The sequence below is a fragment of the Mesorhizobium temperatum genome (assembly GCF_002284575.1).
Lineage (GTDB): Bacteria > Pseudomonadota > Alphaproteobacteria > Rhizobiales > Rhizobiaceae > Mesorhizobium > Mesorhizobium temperatum.
Genome location: NZ_NPKJ01000034.1, coordinates 1 through 19,733 on the forward strand (window position 1 = coordinate 1; position 19,733 = coordinate 19,733).

Below are 19,733 nucleotides of genomic sequence, written 5' to 3' on the forward strand. Positions count from 1 at the left end.
ACCATCCCGACCGCGGCCGCAAAGAAAGCAACGGAGACCGGTAGCAGCCCAAACGCAGTCGCCACCATAGCCAGAGCAAGGATGGTTACCGGCACGATACCCTTACGGACGCTACCAAGCAGGATAGCCCTTTCTGCCAGCGGCAGGCAGCCGAGTTCGCGCAATATCTCGGGTATCGTCGCTGCATTGCCCTGCAGCACGACGACATCGCCGAGCCTTAGCTGGACTTCGGCCAGCCTGCGGTCGAGGCGCTCGCCGTGACGGCTGACAGCCAGGAGGTTGACATTGAAGCGGTGGTAGAGCGCAAGGCGCTGGGCTGTCCAGCCGATCAAAGCGGAGCTTTCGCCGATGACGGCTTCGATAGCGACCAGCTCGCTGGTAGTGTCGTCCCCGCGGGCCCTGTTGCCCGTAACGCTGAGTTTGCCCTGGGAGACAAGGCGATCCAGGGCCTCTGGGTCGCCCTCGAGCAGCAGAATGTCGTTCACTTTGAGGACAACGTCGGGCAGTGGCGTCATCCGCATGGTCCGGTTGCGCAGGATCGACGTCACGATAGCATCGCCGCCGGAAAGCTTCATGAGGTCTGCGACGGTTTTCCCAAGCACCGTCGAATCGCGGACAATTCGGGCCTCGGTCAGGTAATTCTTGATGTTGATGGCTTCATTCACCGATCCGCCCAGCTTTTCGCGCACCGGTAACAGCCAATAGAAAAGCACCAGGAAGATCGTTCCGGCGGCGGCCAGCGCGGCTCCAACAGGTGTAAAGTCGAACATTGTGAAGGCGGTGCCGGTCAGTTCCTCCCGCACACGGGACACAACGATATTGGGAGATGTTCCCACCTGCGTCATGAGTCCACCGAGCAGTGACCCGAATGCCATAGGCATCAGGAATATCGAGGGCGAAACGCTCGACCGGCGCGCGAACTGGAAGGCTATCGGGATCATGATAGCGAGCGCACCGATATTCTTTACAAAGGCAGACAGGATCGTGACCACGATCACCAGCAGCGCCAGTTGCGACCGAACACCCGATAGGTTCGGAACAAAGCGCTTGATGGTAACTTCCATGATGCCCGAGCGTGCTATGCCCGCGCTCACCAGCAGGGCACTGCCGACAATGACCACGATGTCGTCGCTGAACCCGCTGAAGGCTTCGTCAAAAGGCACTATGCCAACCGCGAGTGCAAGCAACAGTGCCGCAGTTGCGACCAGATCATATCGATACCGACCCCACACGAGCGCCGCCATCATCACGAAGATAACGGCGAACGACAAAATTTGCGGCGTAGTCATGTCTTCGAATGCCCCGCCGCAAATGCGGCTGATCAGAACGGCCAAACCGACCTTTTGTTGCTTTCGCTGGTCACGACTTTGCTAGCACGGTTCCATGCTTGCCGATAAGCCCATGTCGAGCGGTGTTCCTGGCTCATGGGGCCATGATCCTGATAGCGTTGCATCAGGGTGCGCGATCGGTCAGTGCGCTTGCACCTTCCTCTGCGGCGCAATGTGCGCAGCAGTAGATGATGTCATCCTGTTCGACACCATGTCCGATGATCCGGCACCCGCAATGCGGGCAGATCGGGGCAAGTTTCTGGATCGCGCATTCGAAGCTGTCGAACGTATAGATTTCCTCGTCCAGCTTCACTTCGAAAGCCTTGTCGTAGTCATTCCCGCACTGATCGCATCTGGCCATAGTCCTTTTCCTTCTTCTTCATTGGCTCAAGCTCGACCAACCCGCCGCATGGCGATAGGTTCCCGTCAGGATCGTAGAGTCTTGCTAAGCAGGTGACGAGCCCGAGCAGCGTCACGCGCGCCGTTCGATCAAGCGGATCACCTCCTCGATGTCCCGCGGCGCGATGTCGAGTTCCTTCAGGCCCGGCGCGCCGATTGCTGCCACATTGTCGCGCCGCATAAGATCGACCTGGTTGCGCGTTATGGGCGCTCCCGGAAGGAGTTCCGCGACGCTGGCCAAGGCGTCCCACGCCGCAAACGGCACCGGCATCAGCCTGATGTGGGTATCGAGCTGTCGGGCGATCTCCCGCAGCAGTTCCTTGTAGGTGTAGGTGCGCGGGCCGCCGAATTCGAATATGGATGAGCCGTTGTGGTTTCGCCCGTCGATCAGCCGGCTGACTGCGTCTGCGACGTCTTCCACGTAGACCGGCTGAAGCCGTGTGCCACCATCGCCGAACAGCGGATAAACCGGCAGGAGGCGTATCAGCCTCACAATCGTCGTGAGGAAAACGTCGTCAGGTCCTGTCATCACGGCGGGACGCACAATAACGGCGCCGGGAAATGCGCTCGCCACGGCCTCTTCTCCGCGCCCACGTGCCCTAATATAATTCGAATCCGATTGAGGATCGGAGCCGATCCCCGAAATCTGGACGAATCGGTCGACCTCGCCAGCGCGCGACGCAGCGGCAAGATCAGCTGCGGCTTCCACATGCACGCGCTCAAACGTCTGGGCGCCCTGCTCGACATAGAGACTGACGGCATTCACGATGGCCTTTGATCCGGCAATGGCCGAGCCGATCGAGAACGCATCCAATATATCCGCCTCGACGGCTTCGGGCATCCTTGCAGTCGAAGAAAAGACCGGGCCGACACGAGCCGGGTGGCGGGATGCGGCACGGACCGTGAAGCCCCTTTCCAGGAGCCGCTTCACGATCCGGCGCCCGAGAAAGCCTGTTCCGCCGAACACAGTGACGATCCGTTCCGTGTTGAGATCGTCAGGATCCATCTGCCTCGCCATCCCTTCTTCGCGTGCCTGCCAAGCGCCTGCCACGAGGATTGCCCTTGGCCGGCGTATGAACCAGCCGTCGAACATCAGGACGGTTGGAGAACATCGCAGGAACGCTTTTTGTTCCGTCAGTGCTGGGTCGAGCGGGAGACGGCCGATGTTTCTATAGAAGGCGAGTGTTTGACGCTGAGTTGCTTTATCCGTGCTGTCAAAAACGGGTCGAGGCACCGCAGCGTCGAAATTGACAAATCATCACTTGCAAATCGGTCGCCGCTGTCTTTTGCTCGCGCGACAGTTGTCCCATGACTGTTGAATGGTTGGCGAACGGATGAACAAAATCGATCGGCGACGGCCGGAGTCCGAAGCGGATGGCACCGTCAATGCCGCGCGGCTTGGAACGCGGTTGCGCCTCGCCCGGCAGACACGGGGCATGACGCTGAAGACGCTGGCGACAGCTGCGAACTGCTCTGAAAGCCTTTTGTCCAAGATCGAGAATGGCAAGGCTTCGCCATCCCTGCCCATGCTTCACCGCCTGGTCGAAGTTCTGGAGACCAATATCGGCTGGATGTTCGAACAGGTCGACGACGACGAGGCGATCGTGTTCCGCGCAGGCGCGCGGCCATTGATCTCGCTCGACGCGCTGAGGCGCGGCGAAGGCATCTCGCTCGAACGCATCATTCCGTATTCACCCGGTCACCTGCTGCAGTGCAATATCCATCATATCGAGGCAGACGGCGAGAGCGAAGGTCCCATCCAGCATGTCGGCGAGGAAGTCGGCTATGTGCTCGCCGGCCGGATCAAGCTGATCGTCGATGGCAAGAGCCATGATCTCGCCACCGGCGATGCGTTCGTGTTCAGGTCGGAGCTGCCGCACCATTACCGCAACATCGGCAAGGAGAGAGCCAGCATTTTCTGGGTCAACACGCCGGCGACCTTCTGACGGGCGCTCAGGGATCAAATCCGTTGACAAGTATTCAAGTCTCTTGAATGTTTGCCTCGCGCCTGTAGCACCAATGGGTCCAGCCGAACAGGTTTGGCCCGCAAGCAAGGGGAACCGTAAATGCGTCCGTTCAAACTTCTCTTCCGTTGCGCCGCCGTCATCGCCATTTGCTCGACAGCGATGGGATCGGCGTTCGCCGACACGTTCGCTCTCGTCAACATCAACCAGCAGGCCCTGTTCTTCAACCAGATCAATGAGGGCGCGCAGAAGGCGGCCGACGCCGCCGGCGCCAAGCTGGTCATCTTCAATGCCAACAACGTGCCGAGCGCGCAAAATGACGCGATCGAGAACTACATCACACAGAAAGTCGACGGCATCATTCTGGTCGCCATCGACGTGAACGGCGTCAAGCCTGCGATCACCGCCGCGAAGGCGGCCGGCATCCCCGTGATCGCCATCGACGCGCAGATCCCCGACGGCGACAACGTTGCGTTCATCGGCGTCGACAACGCCAAGGCCGGCGAGGATATCGGCAAATTCTACGCCGACTATGTGAAGTCGGAGATGGGCGGCGCTGCCAAGATCGGTATCGTCGGCGCGCTCAATTCGTTCATCCAGAACCAGCGGCTCGACGGTTTCAAGAAGGCGGTCACTGACAGCGGCCTGGCGATCACCTTCCTCGACACGGTCGACGGTCAGAATGTCCAGGAGACCGCGATGAGCGCTTCGGAGAATTTGATGACCGCCAATCCGGATATGACGACGCTATATGCGACCGGCGAGCCGGCGTTGCTCGGCGCTGTTTCGGCCGTAACCAGCCAAGGCCGCACCGGCGACGTCAAGGTGTTCGGCTGGGACCTGACCAAGCAGGTCATTCAGGGCATTGATGATGGTTGGGTGGTGGCAGTCGTCCAGCAGGATCCTGCCGGCGAAGGCAAAGCCGCTGTCGAAGCATTGGTCAAGCTCAAGAAGGGCGAAACGGTCGAGCCGATCATCAATATTCCGGTGACGATCGTGACCAAGGACAATGTCGACAAATATCGCGCGATGTTCCAGTAAACTGCGTCGATGACCGGCCCGCGGCGCCGCCTGAGGCTACGCCGCGGACGCTTCGCAAATCCGTGGATCCAACATGAGCAGTGGCGAGACCTATCGGGTGCGGATGAGCGGCATCTCAAAGCGCTACAACGCCATTCAGACGCTCGACGACGTGTCGCTGGTGCTGAGGCCGGGCGAGGTCCTAGGGCTTGTCGGCGACAATGGCGCGGGAAAGTCGACGTTGAGCAAGGTGCTGTCGGGGGCGGTGGTTCCCGATGCCGGCACGATCGAGATCGATGGCATGCCGGTGACCTTCACGTCGCCGGCGGAGGCGCGTGCAGCGCGCGTCGAGATGGTCTATCAGGACCTGTCGCTCTGCGACACGGTCGATGTCGCCGGCAATCTCTTTCTCGGCCGCGAGCCGCGCCGCCGCATCGCCGGCATTTCCTTTCTCGACAAGAAGCGCATGCACGAGCAAACGCGCCAGATGCTCGACCGACTCGGCATCGTTATCGCCGACACGCGGCTCAAGGTCGAAAACCTGTCCGGCGGACAGCGACAGTCGATCGCGATCGGCCGCGCCGCCTCGTTCGAGCCGTCCGTGCTGATTATGGATGAGCCGACGGCAGCGCTCGCCGTCGCCGAGGTCGAGGCTGTGCTGGACCTGATCCGCGCCGTGAGCGCGCGCGGCGTCAGCGTCATTCTGATCACCCACCGCCTTCAGGATCTGTTCCTCGTATGCGACCGCATCCAGGTCATGTACGAAGGACGCAACGTCGCCGAGCGGCTGATCGGCGAAACCAATATCGAAGATGTCGTCAACCTGATCGTGGGCCGCAAGTTCAACGCTCGTTCGGCCACCAGCGCCTATCGCGATGGAGCGCCGGCATGAGCGACGTGACTTCGACCCACTCCGCTCAGTCTCAAAGGGTCCGCGCAGGCACGTGGCGAGATGCGGTGCTTGCCAATGGCAGTGTCGTGTCGATCGCGCTGTTCTTTCTTGTCGTTAGCGTCATCTTTTCGGTGGCGACGGACGCCTTTCTGACGTCGCCCAATCTGCTGAACATCCTGCGTCAGTCGGCACCGCTGCTGATCGTCGCCGCGGCGATGACCTTCGTCATCACCACCGGCGGCATCGATCTTTCGGTCGGCTCCGTGCTGGCGCTGGTGGCAACGTTGTCGGCGACATTGCTGCAGCTGGGCCTGCCATGGCCGCTGGTCATCCTCGCCATGCTTGCGCTGGGCGCCTTGCTTGGCGCGGTGCAGGGCTATTTCGTCGCTTATGAGGGCATCCCGGCCTTCATCGTCACGCTTGCCGGGCTTTCGGTGATCCGTGGCGTGGCGCTGCTGATCACCGGCGGCTACTCGATCCCCATCGAGCCGGGAAGCCCTTTCACGGTGCTGGGCCGCGCCTGGTTGCTTGGCGTGCCGGCGCCGGCGCTGATCGCGCTGGCGATCCTCGCGATCGCCTATATCGCCTTCAACGAGACGCCGTTCGGCCGCTACGTGACCGGCATCGGCGCCAACGCCGAAGCGGTTAGGCGTGCCGGCGTCAACACGCGGCTGACGACGCTTTTCGTTTACGTGATTTCCGCCGCCGCGGCAGCACTTGCGGGGATCATCATTGCGGCCCGGCTCGGATCCGGATCCTCGAATGCCGGGCAAGGTTTTGAGCTCGAAGTGATCGCCGCGGTCGTGCTTGGCGGCACCAGCCTGTTCGGCGGCCGCGGAACGATCGTCGGCACGGTGCTCGGCGCGCTTACCGTGGCCGTCATCGGCAACGGCCTGATCCTGGCGCATCTGTCGCCTTTCCTGACGCCGATCGTGACCGGAACGATCATCCTGATCGCCATCTGGCTGAACTTCCGCCTGTTCCGCGGCGCCGTACGGAGCCGTTGAGCCTATGAGCGATCTCTTCGATGACGCGGCTCCCAGGCAGCGGCTGGCGATCGGGGTCCAAACCGGCCAGGTGATGACCGTGCTCGGCCCCGTTCCGGTCGAAGAAATGGGCATTACGCTGATGCACGAGCACATCTTGCTCGACGGCGCGCGCAGCTGGAAATGTCCCTGTCATCCCGACGACATGGCGCTCGCCGAGCAGCCGGTGAACATCGAGATCATCGGCGAATTGCGCATGAACCCTTACGTCAACCGCGACAATGTTTCGCTCGACGACAGTGACCTGGCGCTGTCTGAGCTGCAACGCTATCGCGCGCTTGGCGGCCACACCGTCGTCGACGCGACCAATATCGGCATCGGCCGCGAGCCGGAAAAGCTCGCCCGCATCAGCCGCATGTCCGGCCTGAAGATCGTCATGGGCACCGGCTTCTATCTGGAGCACACCCATCCCGAATGGCTGAAGACCATGGATGTAGACGCAGTGACCGAGTTCATCGTCAACGATGTCGGCGGCGGCGAGACGCAGCCGCCGATCCTGGCCGGCTTGATCGGCGAGGTCGGCGTCAGCAAGAACTTCACCGCCGAGGAGCGAAAGTCGCTGAGAGCTTCGGCACGGGCCTCGCGCATCACCGGCGTGCCGCTGTCGATCCATCTGCCCGGCTGGGAGCGGCTGGCGCACGAGGTGCTCGATATCGTCGAGGCCGAGGGCGCCGATCTTCGCCACACCGTGCTCTGCCACATGAATCCGAGCCACAGCGATCTCGACTACCAGACAAGCCTCGCCCGACGCGGCGCGTTCCTCGAATACGATATGATCGGCATGGACTATTATTATGCCGATCAGGACGCGCAATCGCCCTCCGACGAAGAGAACGCGCGGGCAATTGCGGCACTTATCGACGCCGGCTTCGGCGACCGCCTGCTGCTGTCGCAGGATGTGTTCCTCAAGATCATGCTGACCCGTTTCGGCGGTTTCGGCTACGGCTACATCCTCAAGCATTTCATACCGCGCCTGAAACGGCATGGCGTCGAGCAGCCAGCCATTGACCGCATGCTGATCGCCAATCCGAAGGCCGTATTCGCGCGGCAGAACTAAGCGGCCAGACTTACGGCTTAGACTTACGATGGAGTTCAAATGTCCAAGAAAAAGATTCTGCTTGCCGGTGAATCCTGGGTGTCGACCGCGACCCATATCAAAGGCTTCGACCAGTTTCCGACGGTCACCTACCACACCGGCGCGGACGAATTGCTGACGGCGCTGAAGGCGACCGACTTCGACGTGACCTTCATGCCGGCGCATGAGGCACAGCGCAACTTTCCACAAGCAATGCAGGCGCTTTCGGCTTATGACGCGGTGGTGCTCTCCGACATCGGCGCCAACACGCTGCTTCTGCATCCCGACACCTGGATTCACTCCAAGCCGACGCCGAACCGCTTGCGTCTGCTGCGCGATTATGTGCGCGACGGCGGCGGGCTTTTGATGTTCGGCGGCTACTATAGCTTCCAGGGCATCAATGGCGGCGCTCGCTACCGCAAGACGCCGGTCGAGGAGGTGCTGCCGGTGAACTGCCTGGCGTTCGACGACCGCGTCGAGGTGCCGGAAGGGTTTTCGCCTGTCCTGAAAGGCTCCTCGGACCATCCGATCCTGAAGGGCCTCGGTTCGGATTGGCCAATCCTGCTCGGCTTCAACGAGGTAACGCCGAAAGACGGGGCGGAAGTTCTGGCAACCGTGTCATCGGATTATGGCTCGCTGCCGCTGCTTGTCACCGGCCATTACGGTAAGGGCCGCACTGTGGCCTGGACATCCGATGTCGGGCCGCATTGGCTGCCACCGGAGTTCATCGCCTGGAAAGGCTACAAAACCCTGTTCGAACAGATGCTGAGCTGGGCGACCGGTGAGAGCTGAGCGATGCATGTCCATGTCGTCGGCAATGCCTGCGTCGACACGATGTTTCGCGTCGGCCGCTTCCCTGCCGCCGGCGAGACGTTGAACGCCAGCAGCTACACCGACGGCCTCGGCGGCAAGGGAGCAAACCAGGCCGTTGCGGCCGCGCGCACAGGTGCTGCGGTGACGTTTTGGACGGCGCTCGGCAAGGACCCCGCAGGCGCATGGATCAGGAGCCGCCTCGACAGGGAATTGTCCGACCTCGAGGTGAGCGAATTCGACCTGCCGAGCGACCGCTCGACCATCGTCGTCGATGCCGGCGGGGAGAATTTCATCGTCAGCGGTGTCGCCTGCAGCGAGGCGTTCGATCCGATTGGGCAAACCGCACTTGCGAGCCGGATCGGGTTTGGCGACATCGTTGTCTGCCAAGGAAACCTGCGAGGTGCCGCGACAAATGCCTGCCTGCGGGCAGCACAGGAAAATGGCGCGCGCACCGTCCTGAACGCCAGCCCCATCGATGCGGCGGCTCTGCCTGACTTCGGTCTGGCAGAGGTTTTGGTGGTGAATCAATCCGAGGCGAAAGCGCTGACCGGCCAGGGTGATATGGCAGAAGCGGCCGACGCTCTAACGGCCAAAGGCGCCGGGACAGTCGTGATCACGCTTGGCTCGGAAGGCTGTCTCGTGCTCGGCCCGGACCAGGGAGGATCGCTTCGTTTGCCGGCACCACGTGTCGAGGCGCTCGACACCAGCGGCGCCGGCGATGTGTTTTGCGGCTGTCTGGCCGGCGGGCTTGCCAAGGGTATGTCGGTTACCTCAGCGCTGAAGTTCGCGCTCGCCGCCGCGGCAATTTCGGTGACTCGCCCGGGCACACTGATATCCTGTCCTTCCGCGTCTGAAATGGCGGCGCTCATCGATCAAACGGAGCTCTCATGACCCAACTCGGTCAATCAGGCGGCGACGCGCTCGTAGAACTTTTCGGCCGCACCAAGGTGGTGATCGGCGTCGTTCATCTTGCGCCGCTTCCTGGCGCGCCGCGCTATGACGGCGAGGCGGTCGAGGCGATCTATCAGCGCGGGCTCGATGATGCGAGATCCTATCTCGACGGCGGGTGCGACGGCGTGATCGTCGAGAATCATGGCGACATTCCCTTCGCCAAACCTGACGATATCGGACCGGAGACAGCGGCCTACATGGCGGTTGTCTCCGACCGTATTCGCCGCGAACTCGGCAAGCCGGTCGGCATCAATGTGCTCGCTAACGCCGCGATCCCTGCCCTTGCGATCGCCAGTGCCGCTGGCGCGGGCTTCATCCGCGTAAATCAATGGGCGAATGCCTATGTCGCCAACGAGGGTTTTGTCGAGGGAGAGTCGGGTCGCGCAGCGCGCTACCGCGCCAAGCTGCGCGCCAACGGCATCCGCGTTTTCGCCGATGCTCATGTCAAGCATGGCGCGCACGCGATCGTTGCCGACCGCCCGGTGGAGGAACTGGTAAAGGATCTGGTGTTCTTCGACGCCGACGCCATCATTGCGACCGGTCAGCGCACCGGGCACGCTGCGGATCTGAGCTATATCAGCATGATCAAAGATGCTGCCGGCCTACCGACGCTGGTCGGCAGCGGCGTGACGCCTGATAATGCAAACGATATTCTCGGCATCGTCGATGGGATCATCATCGCCAGCGCGCTGAAGCATGACGGCGTCTGGTGGAACAAGGTCGACCCCGCCCGAGTAAGAACGTTCATAACCGGGCTGAGGCGATGATTGAGCGGCAATCGATGCCATGCTGGTTGCGACTGGAGCGAAGTCGCGGCCTCGCGCAGCAAACGCGGAGACCCGCAGGCCGCAGTCACGTTGTCGTTGATCCCGCAACCCATTCGGTCCGGTACCAGTCGACGAATTTCTTCAGCCCATCTTCGATCGAAACGCTCGGCTTGAAGCCGAAATCGCGCTCCAGTGCCGTCATGTCGGCACAGGTCCGCTCGACGTCGCTGCTCTGCATCGGCTCGCTGTGGCGGATCGCCTTTACACCGAGCAGTCTTTCCAGAGTGTCGATGAAATCGCCCAGCCGCACCGGCCGGTTGTTGCCGACATTGTAGAGCCTGCTCGGCGGAACTTCAGCCGATGGCGGCTTGTCGAGCACGGCAACGACTGCCCTCACCACATCGTCAACATAAGTGAAATCCCGCCACATCTCGCCATTGTTGAACACCCGGATCGGCTTGCCTTCGAGCATCGCCTTGGTGAATATCCAATAGGCCATATCAGGCCGGCCCCAGGGGCCGTAGACGGTGAAAAACCGCAGACCGGTCTGCGGCACCCCGAAGAGATGGGCGTAGGTATGGCTCATCAATTCATCTGACTTCTTGGTGGCGGCATAGAGAGAGACGGGCCTGTCGACCTGATCGGTCTCGCTGAACGGAACCTTGCGGTTGCCGCCATAGACCGAACTCGACGAGGCAAAGACCAGATGCTCGAATGCGGGCTGCGCGCGACAGAATTCGAGCATCTCGAGATGGCCGACAACATTGGAACGGACATAGAGCCTCGGATTGTCGAGGGAATGGCGCACACCCGCCTGAGCGGCGAGATGGACAATCCTGGTTATGCCTTGCCCGGCCAAAGCGTTAGCGAGCGCCCCCTCTTCGGCGATCTCGATCTGATGAAATGAAAAGTCCTTGTGGGGCTGAAGGCGGGCGAGACGCCCCTTTTTAAGCGCCAGGTCGTAATAGTCGTTCATATTGTCGACGCCGACGACCGCTTCACCCCTGCTCAGGAGATGATGGCAAACATGGCTGCCGATGAATCCTGCGGCTCCGGTGACAAGTACAGGCAACAAGGTTCTCCATGCATATGCTGGCACATCACCGCGAAATCGAGATCGATTTCGGAAAGGATCATGCGCAATATCTAAACGCTACACGCTAATGAACGGCACCGACCTAGTCCAATTCGTGCTATAGCCGAAAGCCCCAACAGGCGCTACCGACAAGCCTTACTGTCGACGCGTCAGCTCGCCTCGCGCAGCGCCTCGGCCGCCTGCAGGTCGACCGACACGAGTTGGCTGACGCCCTGCTCGGCCATGGTGACCCCGAACAGCCGGTTCATGCGGGCCATGGTGATCGGGTTGTGCGTGATGATGACGAAGCGCGTCTCGGTGGTGGCGGCCATTTCATCCATCAGATTGCAGAAACGCTCGACATTGTGATCGTCGAGCGGTGCGTCGACCTCGTCAAGCACGCAGATCGGCGCGGGATTGGTCAGGAACACGGCGAAGATCAGCGACATCGCCGTCAACGCCTGCTCGCCGCCGGAAAGCAGCGTCATGGTCTGCGGCTTCTTGCCGGGCGGCCGCGCAAGGATTTCGAGACCGGCCTCGAGCGGGTCGTCGGACTCGATCAGTTGCAGTTCCGCCGTGCCGCCGCCGAACAGATGCGAAAACAGCCGCTGGAAATGGCCATTGACCACGTCGAAGGCGGCCAGCAGCCGTTCGCGGCCTTCGCGGTTCAGGCTCTGGATCGCCTGCCGCAGCTTGCGGATGGCCTCGATGATATCCTCGCGTTCGGAAACGATCGTCTCCAGCCGGTCGGACAGTTCCTTCTGCTCTTCCTCGGCGCGCAGATTGACGGCGCCAAGCCGCTCGCGCTCGATCTTCAGCCGGTCGAGCTGACGCTCGATCTCAGTCATCTCCGGCATCGGGCTGTCTGCCTCCAGGCCGGTGTGGCGGATGACCAGATGCGGCGGCGTGTTCAGCGTCTCCTGGATGCGCGCCTCGACCTCGAGCCGCCTTTCATCGGCAGCGGTCAGCCGCTCTTCGGCGCGGACGCGGGTTTCGCGCGCCTCGGCCAGCGACTGGATCGCTGATGTCGCGGCCTTATCCAGTTCGGACTGCTTGTTCTCCGCTTCCTGCAACCGGTCGCCCGCCGCCTGGCGCAGGCTTTCGGCCTCGGCAAGCTGCGACAGCAAAGCGCGCCGCTTGGCGTCGATCTCGTCGGGTGCGTCGGCCAGCCTTTCGCGTTCGGCCTCGGCCTCGGCCTTGCGTTCGCCGAGTGCGGCGATCTGCGTCGAGGCGTTTTCGGCGCGCGCCAGCCAGTTGCGGCGTTCCGCGCCGATGGCGTCGAGGCGGCGCACACGCGCCTCGGCTTCCCGCCTTAAGCCTTCATGGACGGCGCGGGCATCGGCAAGGGTGGCGCGGTCGCGAGCAACGTTGGCGGCAGACTGTTCGAGCTGCAGCTGCAGATCACCGAGATCGGGAGCGCTTTGCAGCAGCATCTCCGCCTCAATGAAAGCCGCCGCCGTCTCTTCATGGCTGTCGACGATGCGCGCGCGGGCTTCGTCAAGTGCGGCGCGTCGGCTCGACAGCTCGCCACCGGCCTTCTCGGCCTCGGCCAGCACGTTGCGGGCGGCGTCCAACCCATGCTGGGCATCACGCCCGGCTTGACGAGCGTTGCGCTCGGCCTCGCTCGCCTGGGCAAGCGCCTGCTCGGCATGGGCAAGGGCTTCTTCGGCCTGGCGCAGGATGCGGGTCGCGTGGACCGCCTCGGCATCGAGCTCGGCCAGTCTGTTTTTCTGCGCCAGCCGCTGCGCTGCCGCGGTCGGCGCGTCGGCGCTGGCGGTGAGCCCGTCCCAGCGCCAGAGTGCGCCTTCGCGGCTGACCAGCCGCTGCCCGGGTGAAAGCTGCGACTGCAGCCGTCTTCCGTCAGCAGCGTCGACGATGCCGATTTGCGCCAATCGGCGGGCCAGTTGCGCCGGCGCGCGGACCACACTGGCAAGGCTCTTGATGCCTTCGGGCAAGGCGGCGTCGCCGGGCCGGACCTCGCTTTGGCCCCAATGCACCGGCGCGCTGCGGTCGAGCGGCACGTCGAGATCCTCGCCAAGAGCCGCGCCCAGCGCCGTCTCATAGCCGCGCTCGACGCTGATCTGCTCCAGGACGGAGGGGAAGAGGTCGCCACTCGCGGCATTCAGGATCTTGGCCAGCGTGCGAGCCTCGGTTTCGATCCGCGCCAGCTCGGCCTTTGCATCCTGAACCGGCGGGCGGGCGGCACTTTCCGCCGTGCGCGCCTCGGCGACGGCCTGTTCGGCGGCGATCGCCGCGGCTTCGGTCTCCTCGAGCAGCGCCACGGCCTGTTCGACCAGAAGCTGCTTCTCGGCCGGATCGGGCAGGCCGGCGACCCTGGAGGCAATATCGGACAATTCCCGGTCGACATCGGCGAGCTGGCGGGCGAAACGGTCGCGGCGCTCAGCGGTGTCGCGCAGCGTTCGTTCGATCTGGTTGCGGGAGGCGGCGGCCTCCGCCCGTTCGGCGGTCAGCCCGGCGAGTTTGGCTTCACTGGCGGCAAGCGTCGACGCCGCCTGTTCGACCGCCGCGCGGGTGCTGGCCTCGCGCTCGGCGGCGCCGGCGTTCTCGGTGTTGAGCGCGGCTTCTTCGGCGGCGAGGCGTTCAAGAATATCCGCATTGTCGCGGACCATCCGCTCCTCGCGGACGATGTCGCCGTCGAGCTGCTGGAGCCGGCGGTCGAGTTCCAGTTGGCGGGCGCGGATGCGGCCCGCTTCTTCCTCGATCTGCGTCTTGGCGATCGACAGGCGCTGGAAGGCGGCAGCGGCGGCGGCTTCCGCGTCGCGCAGCTCCGGCAACCGGTGGGCGCCGATCCCTTGCTCCCTGGCGGCAGCCATCTGGGCGGCGGCGCGATCGCCGACAAGTGCCGTGGCAATCGCCAGCGCCGAGCGCGCCTCGCCTTCCTGTGTCTTGGCCAGCGTCCAGCGCAGATGCAGCAGTGTCGCTTCAGCCTTGCGGATATCGGCCGACAGGTTCTTGAAGCGCGAGGCCTGGCGGGCCTGGCGCTTCAGGCTTTCGATCTGGCTTTCCAGCTCGCCGACGACATCGTCCAGCCGTTCCAGATTTTGTTCTGCCGCCTTCAGACGCAGTTCGGCCTCGTGGCGGCGTGTGTGCAGACCCGAAATTCCGGCCGCCTCTTCCAGCAGGGCGCGGCGCGCCTGCGGCTTGGCCTGGATCAGCTCGCCGATGCGGCCCTGCCCGACCATCGAGGGCGAGCGCGCGCCGGTGGATTGGTCTGCGAAAAGCAGCTGTACGTCCTTGGCGCGGGCTTCCTTGCCGTTGATGCGGTAGAGCGAACCCGCCTCGCGCTCGATGCGGCGCGAAACCTGCAACTCGTCCGCGTCGTTGAAGGCCGAGGGCGCGCTACGGTCGCTGTTATCGAGGAAAAGCGTGACTTCAGCGGTGTTGCGGGCCGGACGCGTTCCAGAACCCGAAAAAATGACGTCGTCCATGCCGGACGCGCGCATGCTCTTGTACGAGCTTTCGCCCATCACCCAGCGCAGCGCCTCGACAAGGTTCGACTTGCCGCAGCCGTTCGGCCCGACGATGCCTGTCAGGCCGCGTTCGATGACGAACTCACCGGGTTCGACGAAGGACTTGAAACCGAGCAGGCGAAGGCGCGAGAACTTCATTCGCGCCGCCCCATAAGCGGGTTCCACAAAAGTGTTCCGCGGTGTTGCGAACAGAACCCGCGGCACAACAAAAAGTCGCGCACGCCGAAGCGCAGCCGCTTCGGCGCTGCCGTAACGTCAGAGCAGAGGGTCGATGATGGCCGATATTTCCTCAATCGACAGCGCCCCCTTGTAGGTCTTTCCGTTGATAAAGAAGGTCGGCGTCGAGTCGACCTTGAATTCATCGGCGCCGCGCTTCTGGACCGACCTCACATCGTCCAGAAGTTTCTGGTCCGTCAAGCAGGCCTCGAAGGACTCCTGTGTAAAACCGGCCATCTTGGAGATTTGCAGCAGGGCATCCTTGGTATTGGCGACACCTGCCCAGTTCGCCTGCTGCTTGAACAGAACGTCTACCATCGGGAAATAATTGTCCTTGGAGCAGCGCGCCAGCATGAAACCGGCCTCGGCGCTGGGATCGAAAGGAAATTCGCGCAGGATAAGGCGGGCCTTGCCGGTGTCGATATATTTCGTCTTCAGGTCCGGGAGGGTGGTTTCGTGGAAATGCGCGCAGTGCGGGCAGGTCATCGAGGCATATTCGACGATGGTGACTTTCGCGTCGTCCTTGCCCAGTTGCGCGTCGGGCAGCGCGCCTGGCTTCAGCAAGGCTGCCATGTCCACCGTGCCCTGGGCTTCAGGCGCCTTGACCGCGGCCGGGGTTGCCGGCTTCGCCGGATCGGCCGGCTTCATCGCATCGGCGGGGGCAGCAGGCTTCGCATCCTGCGCCACGGCTTTCTCGCCCGAGTCACTGCAGGCGGCGAACAGAGCCACCGCCGGAATGGCGGCCAGCGACGACAGGAGGTTTCTGCGGGACAAAGGACGGGTCATACGAATCACCTGACAATGGTTGGATTTTGCAATGCAAAGGCTAGAAAAGGCGAGAGTTGGCGCGAATTAAGGCATCGCCGTCCCCATTCCAATCGCCAAACTTTGTGTATGCGATCACGAAAGCGCGAGATTATACCTTCTTTTGACCGAGAATGGTGGCGCCGAGCCGCTCCAGCGAAGCACGCAGTCCGTCATCCTCGATCATTCCGACGGTGCCTGACAACTTCACCTTCTCGGCTGCGGTCAGCGGCCGGAAGCTTGGTTTAGGCCGCCCTTTGTCCGCCGTCACCGGCTTTTGCACGATTCTGATCCGGCCGATAGCGTTGAAGCCGAGGAAGGCGTTGACCCTGTTGATGATCTCGCCGGTTTCGTGCTGCAGATGGAGCGCGGCCATCCCTTCGCATGCGATGACCAGCACCGCCGGCTCGAACGGATCGTCTTCATGCATGCGGCGCGGCCACTGGATCTTTTCAGGGCGCGAACGGCTGGCGAGGCGCGGCCCAGCAATCTCCTCCCATGACTGGACGAGGCCGATCGACATGCCGGCCCGCTTGCGCAACACCGGATCGAGAATCTGGGTTGCGAGATCACTCACCGGAACGGGATTGCCGAAGGGCCTTTTCCCTGCCATGTGCGTTCTCCAGTCACGACCTTCACCACGCATCGGTTAGGCCAGTTCTCGATCAATGGCACTGCACGACCAGACCCGCAAGACCGCATCCGGAGTTGGCGACCACATCGCGTCCCGCCTGCTTGGCTGGTACGACGCGCATCACCGCGACTTGCCGTGGCGCATTGCGCCGCGCGAATTGGCACGCGGCATACGGCCCGATCCCTACCGCGTCTGGCTTTCCGAAGTCATGCTGCAGCAGACCACGGTCGAAGCGGTAAAATCCTATTTCCGGGCCTTTGTCGAGAAATGGCCTGATGTCGAGGCGTTGGCCGCCTCACCGACCGAAGATGTGATGAAGGCCTGGGCCGGGCTCGGCTATTATTCCCGCGCGCGCAATCTCAAGGCCTGCGCCGATCTCGTCGCACGGCAAGGTGGCAGGTTTCCGGATACGCAAGCTGGCTTGAGAGAGCTGCCCGGCATCGGCGCCTACACGGCGGCTGCGATCGCGGCGATCGCCTTCGACCAGCCCGCCGCGGTCGTCGACGGCAACGTCGAGCGGGTCGTTTCCCGGCTGGTTTCGATCGTCACGCCGCTGAGCGAAGCCAAGGGAGACATACGCACCTATGTCGAGCGCATGGTTCCAGCGACCAGACCGGGCGATTTCGCTCAGGCAATGATGGATCTCGGCGCGACGATCTGCACGCCACGGCGACCGCGTTGCATGCTGTGCCCGCTGCGGGAGGATTGCAGCGCCACTGTTTCAAGCGATCCCGAGCGCTTCCCTGTCCGCCGGCCGAAGGGTGAGAAACCATTGCGGCGCGGGGCTGCCTTCGTTGCCGTACGTGATGACGGCGCCGTTCTTTTGCGCAAACGTGCGGATAAAGGCCTGCTCGGCGGCATGACCGAAGTACCGACGACCGGCTGGACCGCGCGGATCGACGGCGCCACCACGGACGCGGCAGCGCCCTTCCCCGGCAACTGGAGGCCAGCTGGCCGGATTGGCCATGTCTTCACCCATTTCGCGCTCGAACTCGACGTCTTCAAAACGATGACCGATGGCGCCGCCCCTGCGGGGCATTTCTGGTCGCTGGCCCATGAAATTTCCGGCGAAGCGCTGCCCACTGTCATGAAAAAGGTAATCGAAGCGGCGATACCGGGCGCGACGAAGAAGCAGCGCGCACATTGAATCGCCCACATCGCCTCACATTGAATTGCGTTGACGAGGACAAGAATGACCGAAATCCGCCACATCGTTTTCGACATCGGCAGAGTGCTGATTCACTACGATCCGAACTTGCCCTTCAGCCGATTGATCCCCGACGCCGAAGAGCGGAAATGGTTCTTCGACAATGTCTGCACGCATGACTGGAACATCGAGCAGGACCGCGGCCGGACCTGGGAAGAGGCCGAGGCGCTGCTGATCGCCGAACACCCGGACCACGCCGAAAACATCCGCAACTTCCGCCGCCTCTGGCACGAGATGGTGCCGCACGCCTATGACGACAGCGTCCAGATCATGGACAAGCTGATCGAGAGCGGCCACGACGTCACCATGCTGACCAATTTCGCCGCCGACACGCTTGCCGAAGCCCGGCAGCGTTTCGACTTTCTCAACCGACCGCGCGGTGTGACCATTTCGGGCGAGATCGGCATGATCAAGCCGGAGCGCGGCATTTACGACCATCACGTCGCCGCGTTCGGCCTCGAGCCCGCGGCCACGCTGTTCATCGACGACAGCCAGAAGAATGTCGACGGCGCCAAGGCAGCCGGCTGGCAGTCGGTGCTGTTCACCGACGCAAAGACGCTCGAGGTGGACCTCGATCGCCTGGGGATCAGAGTGTGATCACTGCGACGGGCTGATAACCCGCTTCAACACGGCGGATTGCAAAAGATCCGTGGTCAGGCCCAGAACCATCGGGTGAGTTAACAGGTGGCAAAGCGCGCAACGGCTGAATCTGTGTTTGTCCTCTCAAGCTGATGGACAAGACGGCATGTGATGGCAGTGCCGTCGCTGAGACGAGCGCTCCACGGCGCTGCTATCGGATCGCGTCGTCGGGCGCTACTTGACGTGAGAATCGTAGATGCGGTCGAACTCACCCGTCGCCTTGGCAAGATGCAGCCACTGGTCGACATAGGCCTTGAAGACGACGGCACCCTCAGGAAGCATATAGCCCATTTCGCCATATTGGAGCGGCTTCTCGGGGTTGATCGCGCAAAGGCCAGGGTGGAGTTTCTGCTGCAACTCGGTTTCGACCGATTCGGCGATCATAATATCGGCTTTGCCGTCAAGAATTTGCTGGAAGATCGTGACATTGTCCGGGTAGATCTCGATTTTGGCGTCACTGAGTTTTTCACGCACGAACTTCTCGTTGGTCCCGCCGGGATTAACAATCACAGTCACATCAGGCTTGTCGATGTCGGCAATCGATTGGAATTTCGCCTCGTCCTCGCAGCGCGCAATCGGCGCCTTGCCGTTGACGAGATAGGGTTCGCTGAAGAATACCTGCTTCTGGCGTTCCAGAGTCACCGAAATACCGCCCATCGCGATGTCACACTTGCCGGTTGTAAAATCGGCCAGCAACGTTTTCCAGGTAGTCGCCACGAATTCCGCCTCAACCCCCAGTGAACTTGCCAGAGATTTTGCGAGATCGATATCGATGCCCTGGTAGTTGTTCGCGGGCTTGTCATGAAAGGTGAAGGGCTTGTAGTCGCCGGTCGTACAAACGCGCAGCTTGCCGTTCTTGACAACCGCATCAAGCTGGTTTTTTGCGTCGGTGTTCTGCGCAATCGCCGGAGGGGTCAAGAAACCCATGACGAGGGCGGCGGCGACAGTGGCGACAAACGGCGAGGCCAGAGCTTTCATGGAATTGGTCTCCGTTGGATAGCAGGGAATCGAGCATTCGAGAAACGATGGGCAAAGGTCAATAACTCTTCCTGGGGAATCGCTCACCGTGATCTCCGACGGCACCGAAAACCCGAACCGGCTACCCGCGCTAGGTGGCCGGTTCTTAGTGTCACGCGGATTCGTCGAGGGCTCAATTCTGGTCGTGAAGAGTTTCTGTCATAACACGCGTAGGGAGCGGCTACGGCAGAACCAAATATTGTGCGGCATCAAGGTGTAACCCCGCGAAAAAGGCAAGCCAACATACCACCTGACGGCCGTTCATCGATCTTACAGCGATACGAAAACCAACCCAACCGAGGCGATGCGACGAGCGAAGGAGGAAGACCCGACGACGGCATTGGCGAGCGCGTCACGGCCCTTCTCGGTCGAGAAAGCGCGATCCTGCTTCCTTC

18 protein-coding genes are annotated in these 19,733 nt (G+C 62.3%); 10 read left to right on the forward strand and 8 right to left on the reverse strand.

Annotation, left to right across the window (positions count from 1 at the left end):
* The 3 genes from CIT26_RS09605 to CIT26_RS09615 form a co-directional block, all read right to left on the reverse strand.
* Positions 1 to 1,289 (reverse strand): SLC13 family permease (locus CIT26_RS09605; RefSeq protein WP_143747815.1); only part of this gene is annotated, 1,289 nt, incomplete at its 3' end.
* Between the two features lie 163 nt (positions 1,290 to 1,452).
* A complete protein-coding gene (locus CIT26_RS09610; RefSeq protein WP_095492365.1) occupies positions 1,453 to 1,689 on the reverse strand; it encodes a hypothetical protein in 237 nt (78 codons plus the stop codon).
* A 111-nt stretch (positions 1,690 to 1,800) separates the two neighbouring features.
* Positions 1,801 to 2,733, reverse strand: a complete 933-nt coding sequence (locus CIT26_RS09615) for a complex I NDUFA9 subunit family protein (RefSeq protein WP_245319314.1) — start codon at positions 2,731 to 2,733, stop codon at positions 1,801 to 1,803.
* A gap of 328 nt (positions 2,734 to 3,061) precedes the next feature.
* Here CIT26_RS09615 and CIT26_RS09620 point away from each other — a divergent pair, with 328 nt between their 5' ends.
* From CIT26_RS09620 to CIT26_RS09655, 8 genes are all read left to right on the forward strand, one after another.
* The gene (locus CIT26_RS09620) at positions 3,062 to 3,673 is read left to right on the forward strand and encodes a cupin domain-containing protein (RefSeq protein ID WP_095492366.1); all 612 of its coding nucleotides are present in this window, start codon (positions 3,062 to 3,064) and stop codon (positions 3,671 to 3,673) included.
* Between the two features lie 120 nt (positions 3,674 to 3,793).
* The gene (locus tag CIT26_RS09625; RefSeq protein WP_095492367.1) at positions 3,794 to 4,732 is read left to right on the forward strand and encodes an ABC transporter substrate-binding protein; all 939 of its coding nucleotides are present in this window, start codon (positions 3,794 to 3,796) and stop codon (positions 4,730 to 4,732) included.
* 73 nt (positions 4,733 to 4,805) lie between these two features.
* Positions 4,806 to 5,603: an ATP-binding cassette domain-containing protein gene (locus CIT26_RS09630; protein WP_095492368.1), complete on the forward strand. Its 798-nt coding sequence runs from the start codon at positions 4,806 to 4,808 to the stop codon at positions 5,601 to 5,603.
* Positions 5,600 to 6,610, forward strand: coding sequence for an ABC transporter permease (locus tag CIT26_RS09635; protein ID WP_095492369.1), 1,011 nt, complete (start codon positions 5,600 to 5,602; stop codon positions 6,608 to 6,610). The genes CIT26_RS09630 and CIT26_RS09635 overlap by 4 nt, the downstream gene beginning before the upstream one ends.
* A gap of 4 nt (positions 6,611 to 6,614) precedes the next feature.
* A complete protein-coding gene (locus tag CIT26_RS09640) occupies positions 6,615 to 7,706 on the forward strand; it encodes a phosphotriesterase family protein (RefSeq protein ID WP_095492370.1) in 1,092 nt (363 codons plus the stop codon).
* Positions 7,707 to 7,745: 39 nt separating this feature from the next.
* Complete coding sequence (locus tag CIT26_RS09645; protein ID WP_095492371.1) at positions 7,746 to 8,516, forward strand: glutamine amidotransferase; 771 nt, start codon at positions 7,746 to 7,748, stop codon at positions 8,514 to 8,516.
* A gap of 3 nt (positions 8,517 to 8,519) precedes the next feature.
* Positions 8,520 to 9,428 carry a ribokinase gene (locus CIT26_RS09650; RefSeq protein ID WP_095492372.1) on the forward strand — a complete coding sequence of 303 codons (909 nt, stop codon included), beginning with the start codon at positions 8,520 to 8,522 and terminating at the stop codon, positions 9,426 to 9,428.
* A complete protein-coding gene (locus tag CIT26_RS09655; RefSeq protein WP_095492373.1) occupies positions 9,425 to 10,255 on the forward strand; it encodes a BtpA/SgcQ family protein in 831 nt (276 codons plus the stop codon). Before CIT26_RS09650 ends, CIT26_RS09655 begins: the two co-directional genes overlap by 4 nt.
* A gap of 85 nt (positions 10,256 to 10,340) precedes the next feature.
* On the opposite strand, the gene CIT26_RS09660 is transcribed toward CIT26_RS09655, so the two are convergent.
* From CIT26_RS09660 to CIT26_RS09675, 4 genes are all read right to left on the reverse strand, one after another.
* Positions 10,341 to 11,327, reverse strand: a complete 987-nt coding sequence (locus tag CIT26_RS09660; protein WP_095492374.1) for an NAD-dependent epimerase/dehydratase family protein — start codon at positions 11,325 to 11,327, stop codon at positions 10,341 to 10,343.
* A gap of 173 nt (positions 11,328 to 11,500) precedes the next feature.
* Positions 11,501 to 14,959 carry a chromosome segregation protein SMC gene (gene smc / locus CIT26_RS09665; RefSeq protein ID WP_095492375.1) on the reverse strand — a complete coding sequence of 1,153 codons (3,459 nt, stop codon included), beginning with the start codon at positions 14,957 to 14,959 and terminating at the stop codon, positions 11,501 to 11,503.
* 117 nt (positions 14,960 to 15,076) lie between these two features.
* A complete protein-coding gene (locus CIT26_RS09670; protein ID WP_095492376.1) occupies positions 15,077 to 15,823 on the reverse strand; it encodes a DsbA family protein in 747 nt (248 codons plus the stop codon).
* 130 nt (positions 15,824 to 15,953) lie between these two features.
* Complete coding sequence (locus tag CIT26_RS09675; protein ID WP_095486155.1) at positions 15,954 to 16,454, reverse strand: DUF721 domain-containing protein; 501 nt, start codon at positions 16,452 to 16,454, stop codon at positions 15,954 to 15,956.
* Positions 16,455 to 16,509: 55 nt separating this feature from the next.
* On the opposite strand from CIT26_RS09675, the gene mutY reads away from it, so the two are divergent.
* Together mutY and CIT26_RS09685 are read left to right on the forward strand one after the other, a co-directional pair.
* Complete coding sequence (gene mutY / locus CIT26_RS09680; protein WP_095492377.1) at positions 16,510 to 17,622, forward strand: A/G-specific adenine glycosylase; 1,113 nt, start codon at positions 16,510 to 16,512, stop codon at positions 17,620 to 17,622.
* 45 nt (positions 17,623 to 17,667) lie between these two features.
* Positions 17,668 to 18,279: an HAD family hydrolase gene (locus tag CIT26_RS09685; RefSeq protein ID WP_095492378.1), complete on the forward strand. Its 612-nt coding sequence runs from the start codon at positions 17,668 to 17,670 to the stop codon at positions 18,277 to 18,279.
* A 216-nt stretch (positions 18,280 to 18,495) separates the two neighbouring features.
* Here CIT26_RS09685 and CIT26_RS09690 read toward each other — a convergent pair whose 3' ends face one another.
* Positions 18,496 to 19,299: a transporter substrate-binding domain-containing protein gene (locus CIT26_RS09690; protein ID WP_095492379.1), complete on the reverse strand. Its 804-nt coding sequence runs from the start codon at positions 19,297 to 19,299 to the stop codon at positions 18,496 to 18,498.
* Positions 19,300 to 19,733 lie beyond the last annotated feature (434 nt).